This is a genomic window from Cryobacterium algoritolerans (assembly GCF_004402785.1).
Classification (GTDB): domain Bacteria; phylum Actinomycetota; class Actinomycetes; order Actinomycetales; family Microbacteriaceae; genus Cryobacterium; species Cryobacterium algoritolerans.
The window spans coordinates 103113-119614 of the sequence record NZ_SOFP01000075.1 but is presented as its reverse complement, the minus strand read 5'-3'; the positions used below and the strand labels follow the sequence as shown (position 1 = coordinate 119614).

Sequence of the window (16502 nt, the reverse complement as noted above, 5' to 3'; positions counted from 1 at the left end):
CACCTACCAGGCCTGGATCCACAGCTACAATCACCACAGACCCCATACCGGCATCGGCGGCAAATCACCCATCGACCGCGTTCACAACGTCAGTGGGAACAACACCTAGGCCTCGATCCACCGGTCCGGAAGGGGAGATTGACGGCTGAAAACGGAGAATGCGCGTGTTGTCGAGGAAATTGTGCTCACCACAGACCGATCGGTACCGAAAAGAAAGGCATCTCGTCGATTCAATTTCTCCGTAGCACCACGGCCTTGTCAGTGACCTTCGATGACCCGAATCCCGGATCGGGCGCGTTGCTCTGGAATTGCCACGTCCGTGCGAACTACGAACGCTCCAGCCGTATGACGATCGACTTCGACACCGGCGTGTTGCTGCCCTCTGCGGTGAGGCCCAGGGGGACGAGCGCATTGGCCTCTGGGAAGTAAGCGGCGGCGCATCCCCGAGCGCTCGGGTATGAGACGATGCGGTAGCCGCGCAGTACCCGATCCACTTTGTCGGTGTACTCGCTGTGCACGTCGACGATGTCACCGTCGAACAAGCCCAGTTCGGCGAGGTCTTTCGGGTTCACGAAGACGACGTGCCTACCGTTCTTGATGCCGCGATAGCGGTCGTTGTTGCTGTAGATCGTCGTGTTGAACTGGTCGTGTGAGCGCATGGTCTGCAGGAGGAGCCGGCCCGGGGGTCGATCGATGTGTTCCAATTCGTTGACCGCAAACATGGCCTTGCCGGTCTTCGTCGGGAACGTGCGGGAATCACGCGGCCCATGGGCCAGGACGAAACCACTCTCCTGGCGGACGCGCAGGTTGTAGTCGGCGAAACCGGGGACGACGTGCGCGATGTGATCGCGGATCAGGTCGTAATTTTGTTCGAAGCCGGACCAGTCAATCGCAACGTTGTCCCCGAGTACCTTGTCTCGGAGTACAGATCGCGCCAGTCGCGTGACGATGGAAACCTCGGAGAGGAGGTTCGGCGACACCGGATCGATCCGGCCCGTCGAGGCATGCACGACGCAGGCCGTGTCTTCGACCGACACGAACTGCACCCCGGTCGTCTGCCGGTCGATTTCGGTGCGGCCCATGGTCGGCAGGATCAGGGCTTCGTCACCGATGACAGCATGTGACCGGTTCAGTTTGGTCGAGATCTGCACGGTCATCTCGGTNCCGATGACAGCATGTGACCGGTTCAGTTTGGTCGAGATCTGCACGGTCATCTCGGTGCTCCGCATCGCGGCCTCGGCGACGGTGGTATCGGAAATCGCCGCGACAAGGTTCCCTCCCATGGCGATCCAGACCTTGACGGTGCCATCGCGCATTCCGCGCACGGCGTCGACGCTGTCGACGCCGTGCGCGCGCGGCGGGTTGAAGCCGAACTCGTTCTGGAGCGCATCGAGGAATGCGGGCGGCATCTGCTCCCAGATTCCCATGGTGCGGTCGCCCTGCACGTTGCTGTGTCCGCGGATGGGGGAAGCTCCGGCGCCGGGTCTGCCGATGTTGCCGCGCAGGAGCAGCAGGTTGATGATCTCCTGGATGGTGGCGACGGCCTTCTTGTGCTGCGTGATGCCCATCGCCCAGGTGATGATGACGTGTTCCGAGGCGAGGTAGCGGGCGGCCAGTTCGTCGATTTCCGCGGGGCTGAGGCCCGTCGCGTCGAGCACGGCTGCCTCGTCGAGGTCGGCGAGGTGTGCCCGCAGTTCAGTCAAGCCCTGGCAGTGCTCGTTGAGGAAGGCGTGGTCGAGCACGGTGCCCGGGTTGGCGTCCTCGGCGTCGAGCACTCGTTTGGAGATGGCCTGCAGGAGGGCCATATCACCGCCGAGACGAATCTGCAGGTACTGGTCGGCCAGCTTCGTGCCGGCGCCGATGACGCCCTTCACGCGCTGCGGGTTCTTGTAGCGCAGGAGTCCTGCCTCCGGCAGCGGGTTGATGGCGACGATCCTGGCGCCGGCCGCCTTGGCCTCTTCGAGCGCGGTGAGCATCCTCGGATGATTGGTGCCCGGATTCTGGCCCATGATGATGATCAGGTCGGCTTTGGCATAGTCGTCATAGCTGACCGTGCTCTTGCCGACGCCGATCGATTCGGCCATGGCCAAGCTGGTCGATTCGTGGCACATGTTCGAACAGTCGGGCAGGTTGTTGGTGCCGAACGCCCGCACGAACAGCTGGTAGATGAATGCGGTTTCGTTCGACGTCCGGCCGCTCGTGTAGAACGCCGCCTGGTCGGGCGAGTCGAGGCCATTGAGTTTGGCGGCGATCACCGCGAAGGCGTCGTCCCAGCTGATCGGCACGTAACGGTCGGTGCCGGCGGCACGGTAGACGGGCTCGATGAGGCGCCCCTGCGTGCCCAGCCAGTACTCCGACCTGGTCAGCAGATCGTCGATGGAGTGCTCGGCCCAGAAGCTCGACGGAACCGTGACCGGCGTGGCCTCCCAGGTGACGGCCTTGGCGCCGTTCTCGCAGAATTCAGCGACCTTGCGGTGGTCGGGATCCGGCCACGCGCAACTCATGCAGTCGAAGCCGTGCTTGTGGTTGATGGCGGTCATCGTCTTCAGGGTGCGGATGACGCCCATCTCGGCCAGCGCCGGCCCCATCGAGTGGGTGACGCCCGGGATGCCGGCCGCCCACGTTTTCGGCGGGCCCACCTCGATCTTGTCCGGGTTGAGGTTGTCCGTCGAGCGATGGTCGGTCATGATGCCCGACCCGTATTCAGCCCGGAGCCTTCACCGCAGTGCGCGTCCGAGCTGATGGGCGGCCGGCGTGAGCCGGCCGAACGGAGGCCCTGGCGTGCGTTCCGATACGCCATTCGCTGCTCTGCCTGATCAGGATGGGTTCGGCGAAAGAGCTTCAACATAGTCCTCCTCTGGCGCAGAAATGCCCGACGGGTGCGATAGCGATGGGGATCATCGTACTGGGTAGAGGGTCCGTTTCTTCTCCCGGATATCGGCGGTGTTGCGCTCTCTGGCGACGGCACATTGGGTGTTCGTTCCGCGCGTGTTCACCAGAAGGGCCTCCTTCGGCCACCAGTGAGGTTCACTGGAAACCTACGCTTTGTGACGTTAGCGAATTCGAATTGAGCGGAGCTACCCGATGTCCTTACATCACGTCCTGGCCACCTTGGCCCTTGTGCCTGCGTTGATGGCGCCTTTGGCGGTGCAGGGCGCCGCAGCCGACGATTCCGGCGTGCTGCCCCAGCAGACCCACTTCGATCTGCAAGCCCACCGGGGTGGCATCGGCATGACGACTGAAGAATCGCTGGAGGGGTTCGGCAAGGCAATGCGCCTTGGTGTCAGCACACTGGAGCTGGACACCCAGATTACCAAGGACGAAAAAGTAGTCGTCAACCACGACCGGCAGATCAGCGCGTCAAAATGCCGCGACACGGCACCGGTCACGCCCGTCGATCCGATGTACCCGTACGTAGGCAAGTACATCAAAGACTTGACCCTGGCCGAGATCAAGACAATGGACTGCGGCTACCAGCAGTTGCCCGGCTTCCCCGACCAGGAGCAGATCACGGGCTTCCGGATGGTCGAACTCAAGGATGTATTGAACCTGGTCAAGAGCTACCAGGCCAAGCAGATCACCCTCAACATCGAGACCAAGGTCGAGGCCGGTGCCCCCGAGCAGACTGCACCAGTAGGCCTCTTCGTCCGTCGGGTCTTCGAGGAGATCCGCGCCTCCGGGATCGAGGACCAGGTCACCATCCAGTCCTTCGCCTGGGGGGCACTGAACGAGATGCACAGCCTGGCGCCGAACTGGCCTCTGGTGGCGCTGACCAACCGTGACTTTCTGCAGGTCGGTCAGCCCGGTTCCTCACCCTGGCTGGGCGGCGTCGACGCAGACACCTTCGGCGGCGATCTCGTCAAGACGGCCGCCGCAGCGATTCCCGGGGGCCTGACCGCAGTATCGCCCAACTACGGGTTCCCCCAGAACGGCAGGGTCGGCGACCCTGGGTTCCAGTTCTACCCCGATCACCTGATGGTGTCTGAGGCCCACGCCCGCGGTCTCAAGCTCATCCCGTGGACCTGCGATGACCCGGCCACAGTGAAGGCGCTCATGGACCTTGGTGTGGACGGCATCATCACGGACTACCCGAACCAGGTGCGGCAGATCATGGCCGACCGCGGAATGAGGGTGCCGAAGACCTACGAACCGCGCTAGGCCTCGCTGCATTGACCTGACCCGAGAACGGCCATCGGGGATCGTGGCCCATTCTTTACTGCCGTCCCGACGGCGTCGGCCCGGGGTGGACATCACCACGCTGCTCCGCAGGCTGGACGTACCGGCCGTCATCATCGGCAATTCAATGGGAGCCGGGGCTGCCGTCATCGTGGCGGCAGAAGACCCCGACCTCATCGATGGCCTCGTCCTCCTCGGGCCGTTCGTCCGGCAGCCTCCATCCAGCACGGCGTTCTCTCGACTCTTCCTGCGCTTCCTGATGGCGCGCCCGTGGGCGGCGGCGGCGGCGTGGAAAGCGTACCTGCCGAGGCTGTACGCGGGAGCACGGCCGACAGGCTTTGCGGCCTATCTGGACACCGTGATCGGATCGGTGAAGCGCCCCGGCTAAAAACACGGACCCCGATTTCCCCCACCCAGCGGCGTGCTGTTCACCTACTCGTCTTGGGGCGTTCGCTATCGGCAGGTAGCGTGGCCACTTCGTGTAGAGATCCAACCTTTGAGAGGCTCCCCAATGAGCACGACTCGCACCCGAGGCATCCTCACGGTCGCCGCAGCAATCGCCCTGGCTGCCTCCGCAATCGGCGGCACCGCGGCCGCCCAGGCAGCAGGCAACACTGGCCGGAACGAGAGCAACGTCGATTTCGGCGTCGACAGCGAAACGGGCACGGCCCTCGCTGACGCCTTCAACGGCGTGGACCGGAACACGAATTGGCAGCAGACCAGCAAGCTGAAGCTGAACTTCCCCACGTACCACACCGAGGGAATCGCCTACAGCCCGGATCACATCTTTCTCACTGCCGTTCAGATCACGTTACCGACCAGGAAGTTCCCGACGCCGCAGGACGGCTTCGACCGCACGCCGGGCAGGGGCATCGGCCACCTCTTCGTGATGGACGAGTCCGGCAACCTGCAGAAGGACATCATCCTCGGCGAAGGTGACATGTACCACCCGGGCGGCATTGATTTCGACGGCGTCAACGTCTGGGTTCCCGTGGCCCAGTACCGGCCCAACAGCAGCGCCATCATCTACCGTGTCGACGCGAACACCCTCGACGTGCACAAGCAGTTTGAGGTGACGGACCATTTCGGCGGCATTGTGATGGACAAACGGTCCGGCCATCTGGTCGGAAACACCTGGGGATCGCGCCGCTTCGCGGAATGGGATCTGCAGGGCAAAGAACTCTCCAGTTGGGACAACCCGAATTTCTTCACCGACTACCAGGACTGTCAGTACGTGCCCAACTCCAAGATGCTCTGCGCCGGGATCACCAACCTCCCGCAGACCCTGGTGGCCGGTGGCACCGGTGCCACCTACGAACTCGGCGGCGTGGCGATGATCGATCTTCGATCCCACAGCCTGATCCGGGATGTTCCGTTCCAGAAGTGGTCCACCGCCGGACACGTGGCCACCCGCAACCCGTTCAAAATGACTGCTGACGGGAATCACCTCACCATGAAGGTGGCCCCCGATAACGGGGATGAAGGCAACGGCACGGAAATCCTCACCTACGAAGCCACCGTTACCCCCGCCGGCTAACCCAGCCAGTCTCAACGAATCGAGCGCCGACGACTCGGTTCACGATTCGACGAGCACCGGCCTAAGCGCCCCTATCGCCTTGGCGTTTCAGGATGTTTTGGACCAAGAACGTCTGTCGGCGTCTAGTTGGTGGCCTTCGTCAACAGCGCGACCAGCTGCTTTTGATCGGCGGTGGTGAGCTTGGTCACGGCATATGAGGTCGGCCAGAGGTCGCCGTCGTCAAGGTTCGCGTCCGGCTGGAAACCGATAGTGGCGTAACGGACCTTGAACTTGGCGGCGCATTGGAAGAATACGACAACCTTCCCGTCAGCGTTGGCGTACGCAGGCATGCCGTACCACGTCTTTGCTCCCAACGTCGTGTGCGTTGTAACCAGCCGATGCACGGTCTCGGCCAACTCTCTGTCGGTTCCCGTCATGTCGGCAATCGCAGCGAGGCAGGCTTCCTCCAGATCAGCGCCCGCCTTTGCTGCCTTTGCTTCGGCGGCCGCCGCCCTCATCGCAGCCCTTTCCTCTTTGCTGAACGGGCCGCTCATGTGCCGGCCACGCGCATCCGCTCGTCCGCCAGATCGTAGTCGGGCCGTGGCCAGTCCAGGTTCAACTCCTGCAGCGTCTCGAGGATGATTTGCTGCACGGCCAGACGCGAGTACCACTTGTGGTCCGCGGGCACGACGTACCACGGCGCGTGGTGGGTCGAGGTTCGTTCGAGGGCGATCTGGTAGGCCTCCTGATGCTGGCGCCACAGTTCGCGGTCGTCGACGTCGCTGGGGTTGTACTTCCACAGCTTTGACGGGCGGCGAAGCCGGGCGACCAGCCTCCGCCTCTGCTCCTCTTCACTCATCAGAAGCATCACCTTGATGATCTTGGTTCCGTTGTCGGCCGCTTGTTGCTCGAAGGTGTTAATCTGATGGTATCGCCGGTCGAGCGTCTTCGGGTCGGCAAGGTGACGCACGCGTGCGGCCAGCACGTCTTCATAGTGGGAGCGATCAAAGACGCCCACCATGCCGGGTTCGGGGAGCCTCTTGCGCACCCGCCAGAGGAACCCGTGCTTCTTCTCCTCCGGGGAGGGTGCCTTGAAGCCGTGAACCATCACGCCGGAGGCGCTCATCCCGGCGAGCGAGTGGGTCACAATCCCGCCCTTGCCGGAGGTATCCATTCCCTGCAGGACAAGCAACAGCGAGCCCTTGCCGCCGACCGTGCTGTCGGCGAAGAGCTTGCCCTGCAGCTCCCGCAAGGTGCCTTCCTGCTTCAGCCGGAGAGCCGTACCCGACCGTTTGGTGGCGTTGATTCCGGGCGTCGACCCTGGGTCGACATCCTTCAGCTTGAATCCGGGCTTTAGCCGATTGAGATCGCTCGGTTTCTCTGACCACGCTGTCTTCGACATGAGTAGATGGTAGCGGATGCGTGTTCTGTGACGAGAGACGATGTGTGAAGCTGTTCCCGGTCTCCGATCGCGAGCGAAACTCGTCGACTTCGGTGTGGCGCCGACGCAGGCGCGCGCAGCATGCAGCGCCGGCAACCCGAGGCGGCGGTGGGAGGACCCCAGAGGTTGGATAAGACGGGGCCCCTCACTTTTCCCACACCATCCCGCCGAAGAGTCCTAGCATTGTTTCATGTCCGACCAGGATCCGGAAGTTGCCGCCACGCCACACGCGAAACACGTCAGTCGAGTCTGGCCCCTGGTAAGCGGTTTTGTCGCGTTGGGCCTGGTGATCGCGTTGGGGGCCCTGATCGTTGTGCGCGACCATGGGATGCCACTCTCCATCGATACCCAGTGGATGACGGAGCTGATCGAGAATCGGGCGCCGGTCTGGGGGTTCCTGGCGCTCGTCATGAACTACCTGGGCGGGGGCGTGATCGCCACCTTCATCGTGCCTGTCGCCAGCACCGTCATATTGCTCCTGGTGAAGCGCCCGTGGGCTGCCCTGTACTTCGTTGTGGCCACCGTGGTGACCGGTGGCGCCGTGCAGCTTCTCAAACACCTGTTCGGGCGCGCACGGCCAGAGACCATCCTGGTCACCGTGGATTTCGGTTCTTTTCCGTCCGGACACGTCGCCAATGCGGCGACCATGGCCCTTATCCTGTCCATTGTGTTTCCCCGGTTGTGGGTGTGGATTGCCGGTGCTGTCTATACCGGGGTGATGATGGTCAGCCGCACCTATTTGGGGGCCCACTGGCTGACCGACACTTTCGGCGCGTTGTTGCTCGGAGTGGGCGTCGCAATCGTCGTGTGGGCGCCATTGGCCGCGAAACTCGACGGTGAGCGCCGAATCCGTGGTGGGCTCACTAGCCGAGGTTGGCGACGTTCACAGTCGAGCGCGCCAGGCCCTGACGAAACAATATAGCCCGTAGGCGATCAGGCCGATCCCGATCACGGTGAGGATGGCGACACCGAAGGGAAGAGCAGCCAGAGTCCTCAATGCCCCATCGAGCCCGGTGGACTTGCTGGCGTCGTGGGTGAGCGCGGCGGCAACGACGAGGATCCCCACAACACTTATGGCTATCCCTTTTGAGACGTACCCCGCAACGCCGAGGGCGAGCACGAACTTCCGGGCCGGCTCGCCGGGCAGGGAGATATCGTCGGTGAATTTCTGGGCCACGCCCTTGCGCACGAAATAGGCGCCGATGGCGAGAACAATGACACCGGCGACAATCAGCACGAAGACACCGCCGGGGGATGATAACAACGTCGCGCTGGCATCGCTCGTGCTGCTTGCCGAACTCGCCGTGCCGCCGAGTGCAAACGTCACCGCTGTCGCTCCGATTGCGAAATAGGCCGCTGCCTTGGCGACTTCTGTGCCGCGGCGGGTCCACTTGCGTTTGGGATCCGTACCCCGCATCAGGAACGCGGAGATGAGCAACCACAAACCGAGGGCGAACATGCCGATGACGACCGTCCAGAGGAGGAACACTCCGCCCGGGTTGGAGGCCAGTTGCCCGAACGCGCCGGATTGGTCCGCCGCGCCGCTCCCACCGCCTGCCGCGACAGCGATGGCCAACGAGCCGATGAGGATATGCACCAGGCCGTTGACGGCGAAGCCCAACCGGGCCAGGCCCCGAAGCGGGGCACTGTCCTGCGCATTGCGGGCAGCGCCCGTCACTGAGGCATCATTCATGAGACATGAGTGTATGCGAGTCGCCTAACGAGATACCATCACCTATGCCAAAGACAGTGTGGTCGGAAGCGCCCAGTGAGATCCATCGGGTGGATACGGGTTTCCAGCTGAAAGTGGTCGACCCGGCGGCGATTCCCGGAATCGACGCCTCGAAGGGCACGGGCACGGCCATCCTTCTAAACCAGAGTCGAATGCTCGACGAGTCGCAGGGCAAACTTTTCGCCGACAGCACGGTCGGGGGGACCGGATCCTTGGTGATCGTCTTGCAGGGGATCGACACCTCCGGTAAGGGAGAGATCGTCACCCACGTCCTCGCTGGAATGAGTCCTTCGGGCATCATCGTGCACCGATTCACAGCGCCCACGGCGAAGGGGCAAGCGCCCCGGCATGTCATCCCGGCCGACCACAAGTGGTATGCCCGACTGGCGGTGCAGCAGATCGTCCTTATGAAACTACGCGAGGTGAAACTGGACTGGCCACGACCCAACTACGGTTTGAAAAAGGAACTCAGACGGGTCGTCGGAGCATGAGCGGCCCAGCGCCCGAGCCGAGCAAGACCCCCAGAACGAAGGTGTATGAGAGGCTCTTCGTGGAGGATCGAATCGTCCCGGCCGCGACGAGGTTGAGGCTGTACGTGATCGCGGGGTCCCTCATCCTTCTTGGTCTTGCCAGTCTCCTGGTGCTCCTGTGGGAGGTTCTTCACCTCGACGTCGTCTCCACGATGGACACCACGATCCAGACGTGGCTCAATGGAAGCCGAACGGAGACCCTGACTCCGATCATGGTGGCCCTCACGGTTCTTTTCGGGCCAGTGGTCCTTCCCATCGTCGTGCTGGTGGTCACGCTGGCCTGGGGTATCTTCGGCACGCATGCCTGGCGGCCGCTTCTCCTCGGTGCCGGCACTCTCACCGGGGTGGTGGTCGTGCAGATCATCACCCGCATCGTCGGGCGAAGCCGACCACCAGTGGACCTGATGTTGAATGGCCCGGACACGACGTTCTCCTTCCCGTCCGGTCATGTTCTCGGCGCCTGCGACTTCCTCCTCATTCTGACCTTTGTGGTGTTCTCCCGACTGAGCAGCCCCCGCATGGCCGTGGCAGCATACGTTGTGGCGGCGCTGCTCATCGTCGCCACCGCTTTGAGCCGGCTCTATCTGGGCTACCACTGGGCCAGCGACGTCCTGGCCTCGATGGCGCTCTCACTGGTCATTCTCGGCACGGTGATCGCTGTTGACACCCATCGGACGGCGCGGGTCACTCTCGGTGCGCCCGGGAGTGTGCCGTAGCACGCGCCCGCGCGGGATTCTCGGTCGGGACAGGGCAACGAGGCGGATGCGGGCGGGGGTGTCGGCTGCCATGGTCACGCCCCGTCATCGGGACTGATCGGGCGTATGTGATTCCGTGACCTGTCGTACCTACCACCTGGTCATCTGTGCGGTGATTTTGGAGGTCCACGTGGCCACGACGTGGGCGGTGCGCCGGGCCAGGCGGTGTGAGGGGCGCTCGAGCGCCTGGTGGAATCCCCATGCGGCGAGGAGGGACAGGGGGATCGTGAGCAGAGCTACCAGCCACCATTTATCGTCACCTAGCAGAAAGGCCAGGGTAGCCAAGATGGGGACGTGAATGAGGTAGAGGCTGAAAGACATTCGCCCGAGCCACTGGCTGGGGCGTGAGTCCAACGCCCGGCGCAGGAAAGGCACGCCGATTGCGGCTAGGACGAGGCCGGCGGCGCCGAGCACGGCCAGCTGGGTGAGAATGCTGCCGGGAAGGGTTCCCGGTGCCGCGATCGGCCTGGCCAACCAGTGCAAGACCAGTAAAACGAGCGAGCCGACGACCAGGGCGATTCCAAAGCGACGCGCGTGTGGTCGCCGGATGCGTCGCCTCGTCCACTCCTGGATGGAGTCCAATCGGACGGCCATGACTGTTCCGATGAAGAACACAGGAAGGTAGCGGAGTGCGTCGATATTGCTGAGCAGCCCCAGTAGGCTCAGGGCGAACGCGGCGGCCACGCTGAGCAGCCAGCGGCGTCGAACCAAGACAGCCACGGCCGCGAACAGGGGAAGCAGAACCGAGAACGCCAGTTCCCATCGCAGGGACCAGAGCACATTGTTGATGTCATACGATGCGGTTGTGAGGCTCACCTGGTTGAGCAGCGTTGTCACCGTGGTTGACGTTGCGTTTGAGCTGGCAACCCAGGAGCCGGGTGTCACCGCGGCAAGGTCGCGGGGGAGGAGCCAGATGAGCGCGGTGCCGATCGTCAGGGAGGCCCACACCGGCAGATAGATCCGGGCGAGTCTGCCGCTCAGGAACCCTGACCAGGAAAACCGGGACGTGCGCAGCGCGGGCAGGGCAACCACGAGTCCGCTCAGCACAAAGAAGACGAGGACGGCTTCTGAGCCTGCGGTGAGGATCTTGAGGGGTGTCTCGGACATCCACCAGTAGAGGCTTCCCGGCGCGGATCCGCCGCCGCGCCGGAGAGACGGCACCGCGACCAGGTACACGTGGTGGAACATGACGACAAGGGCCGCGATGCCCCGCAGGCCGTCCAGGGCGGTCAGGCGTTTCGTCGGCGCGGGCATTGGCGCGGGCAGTGTTGACGCCGGTCGAAGGGCTGCGGTCTGTAAGGTCACTTGTTTGAGGGTATTGCCAATTTCTGGGCGTTCCGTGGAGAGCGCACAAAAGAACGGCGATCGTTTCGGGGCGGATGTCGTCAGATGCGCCTTGAGCGTCAGAGTTCGTGTGCGATTTCGCTCAGTCGTGAGGGCGATTGCCGAAGACCACGTCGACACGGTGTTTGCGGCCCATTTCGGTATCGCCGGCGAGGACTTTCAGACCAACCTGAGCCATCGACGCTTCTGCCGAGTGGCCCCTGGCCCTGTGACGGCCTGCGGAGAGGAGCGAGAACCCGCCGCGGCCCAGGCTAGCGGGGATCTCGGCGCTGGCGAATCCGGTCAATGATTTCGATCGCCAGGCAGCCAGGGACCGCCGCGCCCAGGCAGACCAGAAGGAGGTCGGCGCTCGGAAGTTCGAAGTCAAAAAAGTCCCGGACGGGAGGCACGATCAGGCAGCCGAGGAGCCCCAGGTACATTCCCGTGAGGATCAGGCGACGCTTTCCATTCAGCGGTCGGCAGAGGACAAGGAGCACCCACAGGCCCACGATTGAGACCGCGAGTGCCGTCGCAGTCTGGGCGGCGTCCTGGTTGTTGCCGACACTGAAGCGGGCGGATGCATCAACCGCCAGGATCACGACGGCGATGACTGCGCCGGCCGGGACCGCGAAGCCGAGTGCGCGCCGGAGGAACCCGGGCACGTACCGGTGCTGATTGGGCAGCAGGGCGAGGAAGAACGCAGGGATTCCGATCGTGAGACCGTCAACGGCGGACAGTTGGCGGGGAAGGAAAGGAAATTCCCACAGCAGTCCGCCGAAAGCCAGCGCCAGCAGGATGGCGTAGGCCGTCTTGGTGAGGAAGAGCTTGGACACGAGTTCGATATTGGCGATCACGCGGCGACCCTCGGCCACGACGTCGGGCAGGTGCGAGAATTTGCCGTCGAGCAGAACCAGTCGTGATACCGCCTTGGTGACGTCGGATCCGGATCCCATCGCAACGCCGATGTCGGCCTGTTTGAGAGCCAGCGCGTCATTGACCCCGTCGCCGGTCATGGCAACGACGTGGCCGCGCTGCTGCAGGGCACGGACCATGTCCCTCTTCTGGGTTGGAGTCACCCGTCCAAAGACGTGCTGATCTTCCAGGATCGCTCCCAGCAGGTCAATGTTCGCGGGCAGGTCTCGGGCGTCATACCCGTCGCCCTCGAAGTCGAAGCCCACCTGGCGGGCGACCGCTGCGACCGTGTCTGGATTGTCTCCCGAGATCACGCGGAGCCCAACCCCCTGCTCACGGAAATAGGTCAGGGTCTGCAGCGCGTCCGCACGGATATGTTCACGAAAGGTAACCAGAACGACGGAGCGCAGGCCTGTGGGCAGTTGTTCCTGGGCGGCTTGTTCCGGAGTCATCGTGTGCGCGGCGTGTGCGAGAACGACGGTCCTGAGCCCGGAGCGTGCCAGCTCCGACGCACGCGCGAGGGTTTCGACGTCGTCACTGCTGCCGTGGCCCAGGACCATTTCCGGGGCGCCGAGAACCCAGGACCCTGAGGCCGCGTCCGGGCCAAAGGTGACAGCGCTCCATTTTCTGGCCGACGAGAACGGCACGATCGATAACGGTCGGAGCCGGTCTGATGACGCAAATTGCGTGCGCAGGGAGCGGGCGGTGGCATTGGCGTCGGCGTCCGCCCCGAACCAGCCCAGGACCTCACGCCACTCCGGGGTATCCTCGGCCGCGGTTTCGTGTGTCGCATCGAATGCAATGTCGCCCTCGGTGAGGGTGCCGGTCTTGTCCAGGCAGATCACATCGACTCGGGCAAGGCCCTCGACCGCCGGGAGTTCCTGGATGAGAACCTGGTTTCGGGCCAGCTTCACCGCCGAAAGTGCGAAGGCAACACTGGTGATGAGCACTAGCCCCTGGGGAATCATGCTGACTGTGCTCGCCACCGCACTGACGATGCCCTGTCGCCAGGATCCGGATTCGATGGCAGTGGTCCATCCGCCCAGGGCCTTCATCTGACCATTGAGGACGAGCGCCATCAGGGGAATCAGCGCCCAGGTGATCCACCGAACGATGCGGTTGAGAGCGTTGCGCAGTTCCGAGTTCACCAGTGAGAAACGCCGTGCCTCCGACGTCACCTGGTGCGCGAATGAGTTCGCGCCGACCCGGATCACTCGGGCCGTGCCGCTCCCGGCGACGACGCCAGACCCGGACAACGTCTGGTCTCCGGGCCGCTTCACAACAGCCTCGACTTCGCCGGTCAGCAGCGACTCGTCGATTTCGAGTCTGCTGGCCTCCAGAATGGTGGCATCGGCGGGTATCTGATCCCCTGCGCGAAGTACGAGAATATCGTCCATCACAACGTTCGCCACGGCAATGTCAGCGGGGGAGCCCGACCTCAGAACCCGAGCCGTGGGCGAGTGTACGACAGTGAGCCTGTCGAGGGCGCGTTTCGCCCGGAATTCCTGCACGACGCCGATCAGTACGTTCGCGATGACGGCGAAACCGAACACTGCGTCCTTCCACTGCCCGAGTGCAAGCAGCAGGAGAAAGCATCCGCCGACAACCGTATTGAAAAGTGTGAAGAGATTGCCGCGAAGGATTTGTCCCAGGGTTCGGCTCGACTTGCCGGGAGGCGGATTGTCCAGACCGGCCAGGACCCGATTTCGCACGTCCTCCAGGCTGAGGCCGACCGGCTGCGTCGCACCCGAGGCGGGCAGTGCCCGGTCGTCGTCCGGTGTCGTCGCCCCGAAGTCCGATCCGTGTCCAGTCATCCTGTCCGCCCGTCAGTGCATTCGATACCGTTCAATCTGCCACTGATTCGTTGGGGGCCTGCCTCCAATCGGACGACATTCCGGCCGTCCGTCCACCACGCCACGATCGCCTAGCGATCGCCCGCAGTGACAGGACTCTGGGGCAGGCGCATGGTGATCGTCGTGCCTGACCCCGGGGGTGACTCGGCCTCAACGGTTCCGCCGTGACTGATGACGATCTCGCGCACCACGGCAAGACCGATGCCGGACCCCGCGACGTGCGCGGCCGCGCGGCCGCGCCAGAGCCGGTCAAAGATATGCGGGAGCTCGCCGGGCGGGACGCCGGGACCGGAATCAGCCACGCGGAGTATCGCTTTGCCGGTCTCGCTGCAAACGGTCAGGGCGACGGTGTCACCTGGCCGACAGTATCGGGCCGTGTTGGCGAGCAGGTTGCCAACGGCCTGGTGCAAACGGTCGGCGTCGGCGCGCACGAACACAGGGCCGGCAAGCGCCGCGGTGACGTCCAGTCCTGCGGCCCGTAGTTGGGGTTCTCGTTGCGACAAAGCATCCCGGGCGACCTGTGCGAGATCGACCGTTGACGGGTGCACGGATAGTCCGGTCCTCTCGACCGCCGACAGTTCGGCCAGGTCGGCTACGATGCGTCCGAGTCTCAAGGACTGGTCATGCAGGGCGGCGAGGCCTTCCGGTGTCGGTTCTTCGAGGCCGTCGCGAAGCTCCTCCAGGCCGGCCTGGAGCGCGGCGAGGGGGGTGCGCAGCTCATGCGCAACGTCGGCGGTGAGGTTGCGTCGATCTCGGTCAGAGCCAACCACTGCGTCTGCCATTCCGTTGAAGGCGTCAGCCAGTTCGCCGAGCTCGCCGGGCGCTCGCCCTGTGGCGCGCGCCTGCCGGTCACCATTAGTGAATGAGCGGGCGGCATCCGTCATCGAACGGATCGGCCGGACGAGCAGCTGGGTGACGAGCCAGCTCGCGCCGATGGCTACGATGAGCGCGACGATGGCTGCAACAGCAATCCACAACCAAGCGACGTCGCGCACGCTGGTGCCGGTCATGGCGAAGAATTTCATCCTGATCGTCCCGACTCGGCTCCCGTCGACGTCGACCGACGCGGTGACAACGGTCTGGCTCATGCCAGAGCCAGATCCGGACCCCATGCCCATGCCTTGCTCGTCTGTATTTCCCATGCGCATGCCGCCGGTGCTCAGTGTCGTTCCGTTGGCATCCAGAACAGTCAGCGTGGCCGACGCGGCGTCCCCGATCGCCAAGGTGCGACCCAGGTCGGCCGCCGGCCATCCGCCGGCCGTGCGGTAGGCGTCCGCCGCCGCCGCCGCGGCGGCGCTCGCGATCTGCGCACGTTCGGCCTGCTGCGACGCCTGCATGCCGCGATCCACGCCGATCAGTGCCGCCCCGCTGAGCACGAGCACCGAGCTGATGGCGACCAGCACGAAGGCGAGTAGAAGGCGCCGCCCGAGCGGGCCGAGGCTGAGCCGGTTCACTGCGGGCCATCCTGGCGAAGCCCGAGCCGGTAGCCGACGCCGAGCACGGTTTCCACGACGTCAGCGCCGCCCGTGCCGAGCTTACGTCGAAGGTTTCTGATGTGGGAATCGATGGTGCGCTCATAGCCCGCGTATTCGTAGCCGCGCACTCGATTGACGAGCTCGTAACGCGAGTACACCCGCCCCGGCGATGCGGCGACGGCGGCGAGGAGCCCCCACTCGGTGGGGGTCAGATCGAGCACGGTGTCATCGAGCCAGGCCTGGTGCGCGCCCTCATCGATCCGCAGCCGGCCCTGGCCGTAGCTGACCGGGCCGCTCTCGGCCGGCAGGTCGCCGTAGCGGTGAAGCACCGCCTGGACACGCAGCACGACTTCGTGGGGGCTGAAGGGTTTGGTCACGTAGTCGTCGGCCCCTAGTTCGAGGCCGCGGATCCGCTCGTCGGTCGACGTGCGGGCGGTCAGCACGATGACGGGAAGGGCTCCCAGCGCATGGATCTCGCGTAGGACATCCGCACCGTCGATGTCGGGCAGTCCGAGATCCAGGATCACCAGGTCGCTAGCGGACAGCAAACGGAGCGCCTCGATACCCGACGCGGTGGTCAGCACGGAGAAGCCGGCCCGTTCCAGATACCGGCGCAACAAGTCTCGAATATCGCGCTCGTCCTCGACGACCAACACCGTGGGCATACTTCACCCTAGCTCCGGCCGGCCCGGGCAGGAGGCGTCGGCTCGGGATCTTCACACGAACTGCACACGCCCGGCAGAGAGCCTGCACACCGAAGCGACACAGTGGGGAGCATCAATCAATCGT

Annotated in this window: 15 protein-coding genes; 7 read left to right on the top strand and 8 right to left on the bottom strand. The window is 64.1% G+C overall.

The features are described from left to right. Window positions 1-109, top strand: a 109-nt coding sequence (locus E3O19_RS15800) for an integrase core domain-containing protein (protein WP_166804401.1), incomplete at its 5' end; no start/stop codon positions are given. A gap of 217 nt (window positions 110-326) precedes the next feature. On the opposite strand, the gene E3O19_RS15795 is transcribed toward E3O19_RS15800, so the two are convergent. Beyond that, on the bottom strand, window positions 327-2687 hold the full coding sequence (locus E3O19_RS15795; protein WP_134569201.1) for an FdhF/YdeP family oxidoreductase: 2361 nt from the start codon (window positions 2685-2687) through the stop codon (window positions 327-329). A 445-nt stretch (window positions 2688-3132) separates the two neighbouring features. Between E3O19_RS15795 and E3O19_RS15790 the strand changes: the two genes are divergently transcribed. The 3 genes from E3O19_RS15790 to E3O19_RS15780 all read left to right on the top strand — a co-directional run bounded on the left by E3O19_RS15790 (window position 3133) and on the right by E3O19_RS15780 (window position 5713). Beyond that, window positions 3133-4158, top strand: coding sequence for a glycerophosphodiester phosphodiesterase family protein (locus E3O19_RS15790; protein WP_198413932.1), 1026 nt, complete (start codon window positions 3133-3135; stop codon window positions 4156-4158). 85 nt (window positions 4159-4243) lie between these two features. After that, the gene (locus tag E3O19_RS15785; protein WP_241981429.1) at window positions 4244-4564 is read left to right on the top strand and encodes an alpha/beta fold hydrolase; all 321 of its coding nucleotides are present in this window, start codon (window positions 4244-4246) and stop codon (window positions 4562-4564) included. Window positions 4565-4687: 123 nt separating this feature from the next. Further along, entirely contained in the window at window positions 4688-5713 is a 1026-nt protein-coding gene (locus E3O19_RS15780; RefSeq protein WP_134569195.1) for a DUF6454 family protein, read from the top strand. A gap of 122 nt (window positions 5714-5835) precedes the next feature. Here the strand turns inward: E3O19_RS15780 and E3O19_RS15775 are convergent, their stop codons facing one another. Continuing rightward, window positions 5836-6246, bottom strand: a complete 411-nt coding sequence (locus tag E3O19_RS15775; protein WP_134569194.1) for a hypothetical protein — start codon at window positions 6244-6246, stop codon at window positions 5836-5838. Beyond that, window positions 6243-7094, bottom strand: a complete 852-nt coding sequence (locus E3O19_RS15770; protein ID WP_134569192.1) for a PPK2 family polyphosphate kinase — start codon at window positions 7092-7094, stop codon at window positions 6243-6245. Before E3O19_RS15770 ends, E3O19_RS15775 begins: the two co-directional genes overlap by 4 nt. A gap of 229 nt (window positions 7095-7323) precedes the next feature. On the opposite strand from E3O19_RS15770, the gene E3O19_RS15765 reads away from it, so the two are divergent. Then, the gene (locus E3O19_RS15765; protein WP_134569190.1) at window positions 7324-8055 is read left to right on the top strand and encodes a phosphatase PAP2 family protein; all 732 of its coding nucleotides are present in this window, start codon (window positions 7324-7326) and stop codon (window positions 8053-8055) included. Here the strand turns inward: E3O19_RS15765 and E3O19_RS15760 are convergent. Beyond that, window positions 8017-8826 (bottom strand): DUF1206 domain-containing protein, encoded by an 810-nt coding sequence (locus E3O19_RS15760; protein ID WP_134569188.1) that lies wholly within the window; start codon window positions 8824-8826, stop codon window positions 8017-8019. The two genes, E3O19_RS15765 and E3O19_RS15760, sit on opposite strands and share 39 nt — an antisense overlap. A 44-nt stretch (window positions 8827-8870) precedes the next feature. Here E3O19_RS15760 and E3O19_RS15755 point away from each other — a divergent pair, with 44 nt between their 5' ends. Both E3O19_RS15755 and E3O19_RS15750 read left to right on the top strand, forming a co-directional pair. After that, window positions 8871-9356 carry a polyphosphate kinase 2 family protein gene (locus E3O19_RS15755; protein ID WP_134569186.1) on the top strand — a complete coding sequence of 162 codons (486 nt, stop codon included), beginning with the start codon at window positions 8871-8873 and terminating at the stop codon, window positions 9354-9356. Next, window positions 9353-10111 carry a phosphatase PAP2 family protein gene (locus E3O19_RS15750; protein WP_134569184.1) on the top strand — a complete coding sequence of 253 codons (759 nt, stop codon included), beginning with the start codon at window positions 9353-9355 and terminating at the stop codon, window positions 10109-10111. The genes E3O19_RS15755 and E3O19_RS15750 overlap by 4 nt, the downstream gene beginning before the upstream one ends. A 129-nt stretch (window positions 10112-10240) precedes the next feature. On the opposite strand, the gene E3O19_RS15745 is transcribed toward E3O19_RS15750, so the two are convergent. The 4 genes from E3O19_RS15745 to E3O19_RS15730 form a co-directional block, all read right to left on the bottom strand. Further along, window positions 10241-11455, bottom strand: coding sequence for an acyltransferase family protein (locus tag E3O19_RS15745; protein ID WP_241981428.1), 1215 nt, complete (start codon window positions 11453-11455; stop codon window positions 10241-10243). Window positions 11456-11745: 290 nt separating this feature from the next. Continuing rightward, complete coding sequence (locus tag E3O19_RS15740; RefSeq protein WP_134569180.1) at window positions 11746-14199, bottom strand: cation-translocating P-type ATPase; 2454 nt, start codon at window positions 14197-14199, stop codon at window positions 11746-11748. Between the two features lie 110 nt (window positions 14200-14309). Continuing rightward, the gene (locus E3O19_RS15735; RefSeq protein WP_134569178.1) at window positions 14310-15692 is read right to left on the bottom strand and encodes a HAMP domain-containing sensor histidine kinase; all 1383 of its coding nucleotides are present in this window, start codon (window positions 15690-15692) and stop codon (window positions 14310-14312) included. Continuing rightward, window positions 15689-16378 carry a response regulator transcription factor gene (locus E3O19_RS15730; RefSeq protein WP_134569176.1) on the bottom strand — a complete coding sequence of 230 codons (690 nt, stop codon included), beginning with the start codon at window positions 16376-16378 and terminating at the stop codon, window positions 15689-15691. Before E3O19_RS15730 ends, E3O19_RS15735 begins: the two co-directional genes overlap by 4 nt. Between the last annotated feature and the right edge of the window lie 124 nt (window positions 16379-16502).

Coding starts and splice junctions, on each gene's coding strand:
- E3O19_RS15790 (WP_198413932.1), top strand. CDS start 3,133: ATGGCGCCTTTGGCGGTGCAGGGCGCCGCAGCCGACGATTCCGGCGTG.
- E3O19_RS15780 (WP_134569195.1), top strand. CDS start 4,688: ATGAGCACGACTCGCACCCGAGGCATCCTCACGGTCGCCGCAGCAATC.
- E3O19_RS15775 (WP_134569194.1), bottom strand. CDS start 6,246: ATGAGCGGCCCGTTCAGCAAAGAGGAAAGGGCTGCGATGAGGGCGGCG.
- E3O19_RS15770 (WP_134569192.1), bottom strand. CDS start 7,094: ATGTCGAAGACAGCGTGGTCAGAGAAACCGAGCGATCTCAATCGGCTA.
- E3O19_RS15765 (WP_134569190.1), top strand. CDS start 7,324: ATGTCCGACCAGGATCCGGAAGTTGCCGCCACGCCACACGCGAAACAC.
- E3O19_RS15760 (WP_134569188.1), bottom strand. CDS start 8,826: ATGAATGATGCCTCAGTGACGGGCGCTGCCCGCAATGCGCAGGACAGT.
- E3O19_RS15755 (WP_134569186.1), top strand. CDS start 8,871: ATGCCAAAGACAGTGTGGTCGGAAGCGCCCAGTGAGATCCATCGGGTG.
- E3O19_RS15750 (WP_134569184.1), top strand. CDS start 9,353: ATGAGCGGCCCAGCGCCCGAGCCGAGCAAGACCCCCAGAACGAAGGTG.
- E3O19_RS15740 (WP_134569180.1), bottom strand. CDS start 14,199: ATGACTGGACACGGATCGGACTTCGGGGCGACGACACCGGACGACGAC.
- E3O19_RS15730 (WP_134569176.1), bottom strand. CDS start 16,378: ATGCCCACGGTGTTGGTCGTCGAGGACGAGCGCGATATTCGAGACTTG.